11 protein-coding genes are annotated in these 13,095 nt (G+C 37.8%); 10 read left to right on the top strand and 1 reads right to left on the bottom strand.

Features of this window, described 5'->3' with window-relative positions; all coding sequences use genetic code 11:
* Positions 1-231 precede the first annotated feature (231 nt).
* The 3 genes from EG346_RS19655 to EG346_RS19645 all read left to right on the top strand — a co-directional run bounded on the left by EG346_RS19655 (position 232) and on the right by EG346_RS19645 (position 3,627).
* Entirely contained in the window at positions 232-663 is a 432-nt protein-coding gene (locus tag EG346_RS19655) for a hypothetical protein (RefSeq protein ID WP_123880974.1), read from the top strand.
* A 492-nt stretch (positions 664-1,155) separates the two neighbouring features.
* Positions 1,156-3,177, top strand: a complete 2,022-nt coding sequence (locus EG346_RS19650) for an ATP-binding protein (protein WP_123880972.1) — start codon at positions 1,156-1,158, stop codon at positions 3,175-3,177.
* 75 nt (positions 3,178-3,252) lie between these two features.
* Entirely contained in the window at positions 3,253-3,627 is a 375-nt protein-coding gene (locus tag EG346_RS19645; protein WP_123880970.1) for a response regulator, read from the top strand.
* A gap of 98 nt (positions 3,628-3,725) precedes the next feature.
* On the opposite strand, the gene EG346_RS19640 is transcribed toward EG346_RS19645, so the two are convergent.
* On the bottom strand, positions 3,726-4,082 hold the full coding sequence (locus EG346_RS19640) for a response regulator transcription factor (RefSeq protein ID WP_123880968.1): 357 nt from the start codon (positions 4,080-4,082) through the stop codon (positions 3,726-3,728).
* Between the two features lie 26 nt (positions 4,083-4,108).
* On the opposite strand from EG346_RS19640, the gene EG346_RS24910 reads away from it, so the two are divergent.
* The 7 genes from EG346_RS24910 to gndA all read left to right on the top strand — a co-directional run bounded on the left by EG346_RS24910 (position 4,109) and on the right by gndA (position 13,095).
* Positions 4,109-4,264, top strand: coding sequence for a hypothetical protein (locus tag EG346_RS24910; RefSeq protein WP_164466235.1), 156 nt, complete (start codon positions 4,109-4,111; stop codon positions 4,262-4,264).
* Between the two features lie 79 nt (positions 4,265-4,343).
* The gene (locus EG346_RS19635) at positions 4,344-6,374 is read left to right on the top strand and encodes a TonB-dependent receptor (protein WP_123880966.1); all 2,031 of its coding nucleotides are present in this window, start codon (positions 4,344-4,346) and stop codon (positions 6,372-6,374) included.
* An 80-nt stretch (positions 6,375-6,454) separates the two neighbouring features.
* Complete coding sequence (locus EG346_RS19630; RefSeq protein WP_123880964.1) at positions 6,455-7,771, top strand: PQQ-dependent sugar dehydrogenase; 1,317 nt, start codon at positions 6,455-6,457, stop codon at positions 7,769-7,771.
* Between the two features lie 488 nt (positions 7,772-8,259).
* The gene (gene tkt / locus EG346_RS19625) at positions 8,260-10,269 is read left to right on the top strand and encodes a transketolase (protein WP_123880962.1); all 2,010 of its coding nucleotides are present in this window, start codon (positions 8,260-8,262) and stop codon (positions 10,267-10,269) included.
* A gap of 71 nt (positions 10,270-10,340) precedes the next feature.
* On the top strand, positions 10,341-10,817 hold the full coding sequence (locus EG346_RS19620; RefSeq protein ID WP_123880960.1) for an RpiB/LacA/LacB family sugar-phosphate isomerase: 477 nt from the start codon (positions 10,341-10,343) through the stop codon (positions 10,815-10,817).
* Positions 10,818-11,030: 213 nt separating this feature from the next.
* Entirely contained in the window at positions 11,031-11,654 is a 624-nt protein-coding gene (locus EG346_RS19615; RefSeq protein WP_123880958.1) for an HAD family hydrolase, read from the top strand.
* A gap of 4 nt (positions 11,655-11,658) precedes the next feature.
* On the top strand, positions 11,659-13,095 hold the full coding sequence (gene gndA, locus EG346_RS19610; protein WP_317048608.1) for an NADP-dependent phosphogluconate dehydrogenase: 1,437 nt from the start codon (positions 11,659-11,661) through the stop codon (positions 13,093-13,095).

The raw sequence follows: 13,095 nt of genomic DNA, 5'->3' as shown, positions 1-13,095 counted from the left end.
TATTAAAAAATTTACCTGCTCAAACAAGAGGATTTATTACTTTGGATTTCAGCATTAGTGAAGAACATTCTAAATTTTAACTGTATAATGTAATACTTTAAAATTCAAATAAATAAGAATTCATCTCACTTTCAACGCTGCAAAAGCCGTGAACAATAGGGTTAATGATTTTAAAATGACCATCTGTGGCATAACTTATGATATAGAAAAGAAACACTAAAATCATATCATATGTCGGTAAAAGTAAAGGTAGCATATTGCACCCAATGTAATGGATATTATTCGTCAACCCCAGCAGAAATAGGACATTCTAACCATCCTGATATTATAGATCATTTTTTTTATCACGGTGAACCCTGGTTTACTTTAGATCATCAGACTTTTTCAAAATATAAAAGTTATGAGAATATTGAGATAAGAGTTGTAAAGCTGGCTGATCATGTAAAAAATGATCATGTCTATTGCAGATGCAGCAAGAAAAAATCGGTACAAAGAATAGCTTACCAACAGGAATCAAAAGAAATGAAAATCAACATAGAATCAGTAGAAAAATATCAAATTGATACAGATATCTATTTTAGAGACTTATACTATACTTCAAAGAACTTTCATGGAAAAACGTATCATGGAATAAAAGGTAATGAAACAAGAATGAGTATTTGAGAAAAAAAGATAGGCTAAAATAGCATTTAATTCTATCATATAAAGGATATGCATGTTTTTTATCAATAGAGGTTTAACAAAGAGTTGAGCCTCTATTATTGTAAAGTAACCAACTAAAATGTCAGGATCTTTCCTTTTATCCGAAGATAGAATCCCTGTTTTTTCGCATACCTTAATATACAAAAAAGAAAAGTAATAAAAGTGATGATGAAGTTGGAGTTATTTTAATTTTGTTCATATAATTAAATTTCTTACCAGTGTTTTTCTGTACAATAAATTATAAAGTCCTAATCTTGTAATATTTAGTTATGTTAAATCTAATTATTACATCGCCACGATTAAAAGATTGGAAAAAAATGGCAAATTACGTTGTATATTTGTTAATTGATATTGTTTCAATCCAGCCAGACTTTTGCTCAAACAATTTTTGATTGAATATACATCAACTTAAAAATAGCTTTTTGACCGCACAATAAAATTTTTATACTTCAAATGAATTCTCCAGATTATATCCAATCCGAAAAATTGTTGTCGATACTTTTTTATTCTCCCAATGCTACTGCTATTTATAGTGGATCGGACATTACAATTGTTAGTGTCAATGAGGCAATGCTGAAGTTCTGGGGCAAAAATAGGGAAGTTGTAGGACAGACCTTCGACCAGGCCCTTCCGGAGCTTCATGATCAGCCATTTTCCGGTCTATTGAAAGAAGTCTGGAACACCGGACAAACATATAATGGCAGAGATTATCCTGCCATTCTCAAGGTAGACGGGATCATGCAAAAGTTTTATTTTGACTTTGAATACAAGCCCTTTTTAGATGATCAGGGCAATACCGAATTTATTTTGCATACCGCATTTGAAGTGACGGAAAGAAAAGAATCACAAAATAAACTGGAAGAAAAATTCAAGTCGGAACAGCAGCTCATCGATGATCTCTCTGCATTGAATGAAGAATATCTCACAACCAATGAAGATCTCATATCCAAACATGATGAGCTTTATGCTGCAAACAATGACTTACTGTTAGCAAGAAAACAATTGCTGACAGCCAATCACAGTCTTGCTGAAAATGAAAAACGTTTTAAAACCTTAGTCGAAAAATCTCCTGTTGCCATGGCCTCTCTGAAAGGAGAAAATTTTGAGATTGATATCGTAAATGAGATGGTTTTAAAAATATGGAATAAAGATAAGTCTGTTATTGGTCTTCCCTTAATACAGGCGCTTCCTGAATTGGAGGGGCAGCCTTTTATTGAAATTTTAACCGAAGTTTATCATACAGGAGAACCCTATCACGGACAGGAAATTAAAGCCCTTATAACAGAAAATGAAAATCTGGTTGAACGGTATCTCAATTTTGTCTACCAACCAATATTTGATGAGAATAACAAAAGTACTTCCATATTGATTGTTGCCAATGATGTCACAGATCAGGTCATAGCGAGGAATTCCGTCACTGAAATGAACAACCGTTTAGAAATTGCGTTAGATGCAAGCCGTTTAGGTTCAACCGAAGTCGATCTTAAGACCGGGATCATGCAGAGTACCCACCAGTTTAAATATAACTTTGGATACTTACCTGAAGAAGAATTTAATTATTCGGATCTTTTTGATGCCATTTTTCCGGAATATCGCGACAAGATAAGAGCTTTGGTACAGGAAGCCATACAAACCAACGGAATTTATAAAGCCGAATACCCTATAAAATGGAGAGATGGAAGCATTCACTGGATACAGGCCCATGGCCGCCCAAGATATGATGAAAACGGTATTGCCAACAGAATGATTGGAATGACGGCTGACATCACGGATAAAAAACTTATTGAACAGCGCAAAGATGACTTTCTCAGTGTGGCAAGCCATGAGCTGAAAACACCTCTTACCGCTGTGAAAGCTTCCATACAATTGTTGAACCGTATTAAAGAACGTCCCTATTCCGATATTCATGTGAAACTTATTGAGCAGTCCAATAAAGGAATTGATAAGATGAGCGTGCTTATTGACGACCTCCTTAATATGAGTAAAATGGGGCAGGATCAGTTGCATTTGGAATGCAATACTTTTAATCTGCATGATATGTTGCATAAAAGCTGCAGCCACGTTCGTTTAGAGAATGAATATCAGATCATTGTCAATAGTGACAGTAGTCTGCATATTTATGCTGACGAACACAGGATCGAGCAGGTGGTTGTTAATTTCGTAAATAATGCCATCAAATATGCAAAGAATTCTAAAGAGATCCATATTTCTACCGAAGTAATCAACGATCATATTAAAATTTCTGTCAGGGACTTTGGACCGGGGATACAGCAATCGGAAATACCCCATATTTTTGACCGGTATTACCGTTCCAGTCATTTAGGGAAATCCTATTCAGGAATTGGGTTGGGACTCTATATCTGTTCTGAAATTATTAAAAAACATTCAGGTAAAATTGGCGTCGACAGTACCAAAGGAGAAGGAAGTACATTCTGGTTTACCTTACCTCAAAATGTAAAAATTGGACAAAACTAATCATGAAGCTTTGAAATAACGACAAGGTTTTTTCTTGATTAGTGTATTTCTTTAACGCAGATATAAAATATAAAAATGGAGAATAGAAAAAAGAAAATTTTGGTTTTTGATGATGAAAAAACAATTTTAGATGTTTTTACAATCATTTTTGCTGAAAATGGGTATGAAGTTGAAATCTCTGAAACTTCACATGACATACTCGAAAGAGTAGAAAGCTTCCAGCCGGATTTAATTTTAATGGATAACTGGATTCCCAATATAGGAGGAATTCAGGCCCTTAAACTCCTTAGAAAAAAAGAAGAATATAAAAATATTCCTGTGATCTATATCAGCGCCAATAGTGACATCAGCGCACTGGCAAAAAAAGCAGAAGCCGATGATTTCATCGCTAAGCCTTTTGATCTGGTGGCTCTCGAAAATCTGGTAGGAAAATTTCTATGTAAAAATTAATGATGAGTTACAAAATTACCGCTTACAAATAATGTAAGCGGTGTTGCTTTTTTTTCAATGTTTAGAATATTGGAACACTACACGATAGACCTCCTTAATTAATGAGTCAGATCTTTAATTTTTACAAGGACATCATCGATATCAAAAGGTTTAGCAATGAAATTGTCAGCATGGCATGATTTGATGATATGATCAGCTTTTGCATGAGCACTGATAATCATCACTGGGATATGGGAGGTAGCCGGTTCTTTCTTCAGTTCATTGCATACTTCAGTTCCTGATCCGTCAGGAAGCATCACATCCAGAATAAAAATATCAGGGTTTACAGATAAATCGCGGTTCTTGAATGCCTCTACAGTAGAGAAAGAACGTACATCATAGTTTTCAAATGACAGGAGCAACTGCAATGCATCTCTGATGCCTGTCTCATCTTCTAAAATATAAATTGTTTTCATACCCTTGTTTGGCAAAAACAAAGCCAATGATAAAAGAATTAAATTTTTTTTACATAAAAATTGAGAGCAATGAAAATGAAACAAAAGAAATAAATAGGGTGGAAGAATGCCCCTCATCTGAAAAAAGAAACCTTAAATCTAAAAAATCCTTCCTTCCGTTAATAGAGAAGTATTCAGTGTAATTACAATATACAATTGAACAGGTCAAAAAGAAAGATCATCTTATAAAGAAAAAGTATAATTTTTGCTTTACCTGATACAATGAAAAAAATATACCTTTTCCTTCCTCTATTGTATGCTCCGTTTGTATGGTCTCAAAAAAGAGATTCGGCAACATTGATATCACAGGTTACAATCGATGCGTACAAAAAACCGGCAAGCTTTATCTCTTCCACAAAGTCTGTTTCCGTAGTTTCTGAAAATGTACTCAGTCAAAATACCCCCGAACGAATGCTGGAATCTATCAATCAGATGGCAGGCGCAAGAATGGAGGAACGCTCACCGGGAAGCTACCGAATCTCTCTTCGGGGAAGTACTTTGAGATCCCCTTTTGGCGTCCGGAATGTAAAAGTTTATCTCGATGATTTTATTTTGTCCGATGCCTCAGGAAATACCTATTTCAATGTAATTTCTCCCGAACTTATCGACAGGATGGAAATCTACAAAGGTCCGGAAAGTGGAGATTACGGAGCGGTTACAGGCGGCACTGTTCTTCTTAAAACCAAAGATTCCGAAAACCTTTCCGCCAATATATCGATGGGAAGTTATGGAACTTTTAATCAGAGTTTTGATTGGTCAGAACAGATCGGAAAACATTTTGCAGAGATTTTTCAGAATTATTATCAAACAGATTCCTACAGGCAACAGTCCAGAGTACAGCGGAAGCAGATTTTCATCAAAGATCGTTTTCAGTATTCAGAAAAGGGATCACTCAAAGCGATGCTTATGTATACGGATCTTGAGTACCAGATCCCCGGCGGATTGACTTTGGAGCAAATGCAGATTGACAGAAAACAGGCAAGACCGGGAACTCCCGCGCTTCCCGGTGCTGTGGTGCAAAACACAGGGATTCGCAATAAAATGATGTTAGCCGGAATTTCAAACGAATATAATTTCAGTCGGAATTTTTCCCACTTTATTTTAATTCAGGGTTCCTATGTTGATTTTGAAAATCCCTTCATTACCAATCTTGAGAACCGTTTTGAAAAGAATTTTGCGCTACGGACACACCTGAATTACGAGAAAAACTGGAACAACATTTCATTAGCCTACAGATTCGGATTCGAAGGCGGGATTAACGATATTTTAGTTAAAAACTATGATAATAATAAAGGATATGAAGGCAGCCCGCAAAATTTTGACAGGATCAAAAATACTTCAGGCTTTTATTTTCTGTCACAGAAATTCAATGTTAATTCAAAACTATTTACTGATATTTCGGTCAGCCTCAATTCCAATGCCTATCAGTGGGAACGGCTTTATCCGCAGTCAGAAAATAACAGAGCAGTATTTAAGAATCAATGGCTTCCGAATGTTGGAATCACCTATATGCTGGGAAAAGGCTTTTCAATACGAGGAAAGATGGGGAAAGGAAATTCGGCACCCACCAATGAAGAAATACGTTCCTCCACTCAGGAATTTAATATCAATCTGAATCCTGAATTCGGTTGGAATAAAGAATTCGGCATCAGAAAGCAGTTTGGGAATTCTATTTTTGTGGAAGGAAGTTATTTTGACTTCCGGATGAAAGATGCCATTGTAAGAAGGCAAAATGAAGCCGGACAGGAATACTTTGTCAATGCAGGGCAAACAGTTCAGAAAGGCCTGGAGGTTCTGCTTGAATCAAAGAACTTTGATTTGAAAAATGATGTTCTCAGTAAGATCAAATTTAGGTTTTCGGGTGCATTTTACCGCTTTACATTTCAAAACTACCGTCAAAACGAAAGAGATTTTTCAGGGAATGATCTGACAGGAGTGCCAAGAACAACCGTCAACAGCTTAATGAATTTTACCTTTTTTAAAAAACTTTCTGTTGATTACTCCCATTTCTATACCTCAAAAATGCCTTTAAATGATGCCAATTCTGTTTGGTCTGATCCAGGCTTGATCGGAAATATTCAATTCCGGGTTCCGGTAGATCTTCATACAGCAAGACTGAATGTGTACCTGCAAATTCAGAATCTTTATAATAATGAGTATGTCTCAGGTTTTGACATCAATGCTTTTGGAAACCGGTATTATAATCCGGCCTCTAAAAGAAATTTTGTATTGGGTGTTAAAGCACAATTTTAATAGGTAAAGACTTCAATAATGTTTTATCAGGTCTGATATTTGTATTGATAGTAATTTTAAACATCACATCTCAAAAAATTATGAAAAATTATCTTTTACCAGCAGCAGTGCTGCTTATGGTCGGCTGCAAAGAAAAAAATAAATCTGAAAAAGGGGCAGACGGTGCTGAAGTTCTCACACAGACCGATACCTTAAAACTGCCTCCGCCTGACGAAAAAAATTCCAAAAACAAATTCAGTAACGTTATAGGATGGCCCAAAGACAAAGCTCCGACCGCTCCTGAAGGTTTTACTGTAACCCGTTTTGCTGAAAACATTAAAAGCCCCAGAAATATGATCCAGGGCGAAAATGGAGACATTTTCGTGGTGCTTTCCAATTCAGAGCGTTCCGCCACAGAAAAAATAAAAAATGACGTGAGTGGAAAAAGTGGCGCTGAAGTTGATGGGAAATCTGCCAACAGGATCATCCTCTACAGAGATGCCAACAAAGATGGAGTGGCAGAATCGTCGTCTGTATTTTTAGATAACTTAAACCAGCCTTATGGAATGCTCATTATCAAAGATCAGTTTTACGTAGCCAATACAGACGGTCTGTGGGTATATCCGTACAAAGCCGGAGAAACAAAATTAACAAAACCTGGAAAGAAGATCGTTAATCTGCCTGCAGGAGGTTACAACAACCACTGGACCAGAAATCTTATTACCAATAAAGACCAGTCTAAAATTTATATTACGGTTGGCTCCGGAAGTAATGTGGGCGAGAACGGAATGGAAAATGAAGTGAGAAGAGCGAATATTCTGGAAGTAAACCCTGACGGAAGCGGCGAAAAAATATATGCAGCAGGACTCAGAAATCCGGTGGGAATGAGCTGGAATCCTGTAACCGGAGAATTGTGGACCGTAGTGAATGAAAGAGACGAATTAGGCGATGAACTGGTTCCCGACTATCTTACCAGTGTGAAACAAAATGCATTTTATGGCTGGCCGTATGCATATTTCGGGAAAAATGAAGATCCCAGAAGAAAGGGCGAAAAGCCTGATCTGGTGGCCAAAACAATTGTTCCGGATGTTCCTTTGGGAAGCCACACCGCCTCTTTAGGGTTAACATTTTATACCGGAGGTCAGTTTCCTGAAAAATATAAAAACGGAGCCTTCATCGGGCAGCACGGTTCATGGAACCGTTCATCGCTGGTGGGCTATCAGGTCGCATTTGTCCCTTTTAAGAACGGAAAAGCGGCAGGTTCTTATCAACCTTTCCTCACTGGTTTTATCGCCAATGAAGCTAAAGGCGATGTCTATGGGAGACCTGTAGGGGTACTTCAGATTGCGGACGGATCCTTATTGGTGGCTGATGATGTAAGTGGCATTGTATGGAGAGTTTCTTATCTTAAAAAATAATCTGAACAATAAAAGCAACTGACAACAGTTGCTTTACTTTTTTTAAAAAATTCATAATGAGTTAAGCGCTGAGCCAGGGATTAATAGAAAGTAAAATAGAATCTTTCGATTGGCAATAAAAAACTGAAAGTTAGATCTTAAAATGGTCACAGTTTTGATGTAGAATCCAGAGTAGTACATTACTTATTTTATTTTTTTATTTAATTCAGATAGATAAAAAATAAAATAGTATAGGCAGCATTCGTTAGTATAAAATTAACCAATCATGATACACAAAACTGTTGGGGTCAGATTTTTTAAATCATCAGCTTCAACGTGCATTGACAAGATTTATTTTGATGTTTACCCCTATCTTTTTGCCCGTATAAATTCGAAATAAGTGAGGAACTTTTATCGAATCGTCTTTTAATGATGTCAATGACAACAGACGCTTTATTCAATTGTAATCTTCGTAAAAGCGGAAAATAAGTAAAAAAAGAAATATAAAAATGGAGAATAAAAATTTAATTCAGAAAAGTATTGATACCGTAAGAGTTTTGGCAGCCGATGCCGTACAAAAAGCAAATTCCGGACATCCCGGAACGCCCATGGCCTTAGCCCCATTAGGTCATATATTATGGTCCGAGTTCATGCATTATAATCCTCAAAATCCAGAATGGGCAAACCGTGACAGATTTATTCTTTCCTGTGGTCATGCATGTATGTTGCAGTATAGTTATCTGCACTTGACCGGTTACAATATTACCCTGAAAGACATTGAAAATTTCAGACAATTACACAGCATTACCGCAGGTCATCCCGAATACGGACTTACTCCCGGAATTGAAGTAACAACAGGTCCCCTTGGACAGGGATTTGCCAATGGAGTAGGAATGGCCATTGCCCAGCAATACATGGCTGAACGTTATAATCAACCGGATTTCAATATTTTCGATTATAAAATTTATGCAATTTGCAGTGACGGTGATCTTATGGAAGGCGTTTCAGCCGAAGCTGCATCATTAGCAGGCCATTTAAGGTTGGGAAATATGATTTATTTCTATGACAGCAATCATATTACGATAGAAGGTGATACTGATCTAGCGTTTGATGAAGACGTATCTAAAAGATTTGAAGCCTACGGATGGCATGTGCAGGATCTGCCGGACATCAATGATCTGGAAGCTTTGTCCAATGCGATAAAGAACGCACAGAATGAAACCGGACGTCCGTCACTGATAAAAGTCCGCAGCCATATCGGGTACGGAAGTCCCAATAAACAGAATTCTGCTGCTGCACATGGGTCACCCTTGGGGAAAGATGAGGTTCGTCTGGTGAAAGAACATTTCGGTTTTGATCCTGATCAGAATTTTGTGGTTCCTGATGACGTTTCAGCCTTTTATCATGAAGCAGGAAAAAAATCTGCTGAAAATGAAGATAATTGGAATAAACTCTATGAAAATTATAAGAAAAGACATCCTGAGCTTGCCAAAGAATATGAATCTATCGCTTCTGGAAAATTACCCGAAGGATGGGAAGAAAAGCTTCCCGTATTTGAACCCGGTGAGGAAATAGCCACCCGTAAAGCTTCAGGAAAAACACTGAATGCGATTGCAGAATATTTACCACAGTTGATCGGAGGTTCCGCGGATTTATCCCCTTCCACCGATACCGTTCTTGAGGCTTACCAATCCTTTTCAGCGAAAGATCGTGACGGACGTAATTTTCATTTTGGAATCCGTGAACACGCAATGGGATCAATCCTAAACGGAATGGCTCTCAGCAATTACTTAATTCCGTATGGAGCCACATTTTTAATATTTTCAGATTATATGCGTCCACCGCTTAGGTTGGCTGCCATCATGAAAATACGTCATATTATGGTGTTTACCCACGATAGTATTGCTCTTGGCGAAGACGGAACGACCCATCAGCCCGTAGAACAATTGATTGGATTACGAACGGTTCCCAATATGACTGTTATCCGACCGGCGGATGCCAACGAAACGGCACAGGCCTGGCGCGTAGCCATTGAACATCAAGATGGACCAGTCGCTATTGCATTAACCCGCCAGGGAATTCCGGTGATCAATCAAAACAAATATGCAAGCGCGAAAAACCTCGAGAAAGGGGCTTATATTCTTTCAGATTCAGAGGGAGAACCGGATATGATTCTTATTGCCACCGGATCAGAAGTTCATTTGATCCTTGAAGCACAGGAGGAATTAAAGAAAAGTAACATTAAGGCAAGAGTGGTAAGTATGCCATGCTGGAATTTATTTGATCAGCAGACTGATGCTTATAAGGAACAGGTTTTACCAAAGAAAAACAGAAAAAGACTGGCGGTAGAAGCAGGGTCTCCGGTGGGCTGGATGAAATATACGACCGACGATGGTGATGTGATCGGAATAGACAAGTTTGGAGAATCTGCACCGGCAGAAGAAGTGATGAAAGAATATGGATTCACCGTAGAAAATGTAGTAAAAAAAGCGAAAGATTTGTTTTTGAAGAAGGAATAAATTTTTTCACGAACTTAGTATAGATCCTTTTCTGTTAAAAAATCATTTCAGAACTCAATAAAAAAAGAAAAATGTCAAAAGTACTGAGAAAAATAGGTATTTGCGCGGATCACGGCGGTTTTGAACTCAAAGAAAGAATGAAGTCTTTTTTAGTTGAAAATCAATTTGAACCGATAGATTATGGCGCAATGAAACTCGATAATACAGATGACTTTCCGGATTATGTGATTCCACTTGCAAAAGCGGTAGCTGCCGGAGAAGTGTTCCGCGGCATTGCTATTTGTGGAAGTGGAGTCGGTGCCTGTGTTGCTACCAATAAAGTTTCCGGTGTCAGAGCGGCTTTAATTACGGATTATTTCTCGGCGCACCAGGGGGTAGAAGATGATGATATGAATTTAATCTGTCTTGGTGGTCGTGTGACGGGCTATTCAAGTGCAGAAGAGTTGGTTCTGGCGTTTCTCAATGCCCGGTTTATCGGAGCAGAAAGACATCTTCGCCGATTGAAAAAAATTCAGGATTTGGAAAATAATGATCTGCGCAGACTTTAATAATGGATGGAAATTGCAAACCATTAAAAAAAGTTGAGCAGTTAAGGGAAATGAAGAAGAGATCCACGGATTTCTTTAAGCTGTTCATCCTAAAGCAAAATTCAAACAAAGTATGCTGAAAATCTTAAGAAGAATCTTAGTGGATGAAATCTAAGGTTTACTAAATAAGCTATCAGTAGCGGTTCCGGGTAGTAATAACATAAAAAATAAACAATGACTGAGTTTAACGTATCGAAAATAAAAGTGATCTTTATGGATATTGGTGGGGTATTGCTTACCAATGGCTGGGATTACAATTCGCGGGAAAAGGCTGCGGAAATTTTTAATTTTGATTTTAAAGAAATGAATATTCTGCACAATTTCATCTACAATGTTTTTGAGATAGGAAGCGTTTCATTCGATCAATATTTAAATACTGTTTTATTTCATAAACCTCGTGATTTTACGAAAGAGGAGTTTAAAGAATTTATTTTTTCCCAATCTACAGAATTGCCAGACCTCCTGGAATGGCTGAAAAAATGGAAAAAACAAACCGACTTGCCCTTATTTGCCCTCAGTAATGAAAATGCAGATCTTAACGAATATCGGATTCAGACTTTTAAATTACATGAAGTCTTTGACGGCTTTTTCTCATCCTGTTATGTTAGGGTAAGAAAACCGGATCCGCGAATTTTTAAAATGGCAATGGATATCGCTCAGGTTAAACCCGATGAATGTATTTATTTTGACGATAGACCAATGCTGGCAGATGCTGCTAAAAATATGGGAATTAATAGTATCCTGCACAAAGACTTTGAAACGACGAAAACAATTCTCGAAAATTTTACTCGAAAATAATAATATGATGGAACACGAAAATAAAAATCAAAACGCATTCGGAATGATAGGTTTGGGGACAATGGGCTCCAACCTTTTACAGAATATTGCCGACCATGGTTACCCTTGTGCCGGATACGATAACAGTGTGGATAAAGTAAATGCCCTTAATCATTTAAACAATCAAAATATCCATGGATATTCAGATCTGAAGGAATTTACCGACAGTCTTAAAAGTCCGAAGACGGTGATGTTGCTGGTTCCTGCCGGTGAAATCGTCGACAGTGTTATTAAAGAATTGCTGGCTGTTTTGGATCAAGGAGATATCATTATAGATGGCGGGAATTCACATTATACCGATACCGAACGAAGATATAAAGAATTGGAAGATAAGGGTCTTCATTTTGTAGGAATGGGTGTTTCGGGAGGTGAAGAAGGAGCTAGGAGAGGTCCAAGCATGATGCCCGGCGGTGATAAGGAAGCTTACGAAATCATAAAACCCATTCTGGAAAAAATTGCCGCTCACGTCAATGGTGAACCTACCGTTGGTTTTATGGGAGATCGTTCCGCGGGTCATTTTGTAAAAATGGTACACAATGGAATTGAGTATGCGATCATGCAGCTCATCTCTGAGTCCTATGAAATCATGAAGAAAGGTCTTCAAATGGACAACAGCCAGATTCATGAAGTCTATAAAAAATGGAATGAAGGTCACTTAAAATCTTATTTGTTAGAAATTACCACTGATATTTTTACGTACAAAAATGAGGGGGAAAACCATCTTTTGCTGGATAGTATCAGAGATGAAGCTAAAGCCAAAGGAACAGGTAAATGGACCTCCCAGGCGGCCATGGATTTGCATCTTCCCACTCCGATCATAGACATTGCCGTTTCGATGCGTGATCTTTCCAGTTTAAAAGAGCTGCGGGTGCAGGCTTCGAAAATATATCCGGATGTAACCGAAATGCAGTATCAGGAAAATAAGAGTGACTATCTGGATAAACTGGAGGATGCTTTTTATTTTGCTATGGTTTCCGCTTACGCTCAGGGAATGCATTTGCTCTACCAGGGGAACGAAGAATTTAAGTATAACCTGAATTTAGATCTGATCGCAAAAATCTGGCGTGGGGGCTGTATTATCCGCTCCGAATTTTTAGAAGATATATATGCCGCTTTCAACAAGAATCCTAAACTGCAACATTTACTTTTGGATGAAACCGTTGCAGAAAGTCTTACTAAAAGCATTCCGGGCATTCGCACTGTCGTTTCTGATGCGGTGACCCACGGTATTTCTATACCGGCGTTTTCTGCGGCATTAAGTTATTTCGATGATTTCCGCAGTGAAAATATGCCGACCAACCTCATCCAGGCACAACGTGATTATTTCGGCTCACATACTTATGAACTGAAAGGAAAAGAAGGCGTTTTTCATACCGAATGGATGGACAACAGCAAAAATTAA

It is taken from the genome of Chryseobacterium carnipullorum (assembly GCF_003815695.1).
Lineage (GTDB): Bacteria > Bacteroidota > Bacteroidia > Flavobacteriales > Weeksellaceae > Chryseobacterium > Chryseobacterium carnipullorum.
Note: the sequence above shows the minus strand (reverse complement) of the source record. Positions and strands in the feature narration are given on the sequence as shown.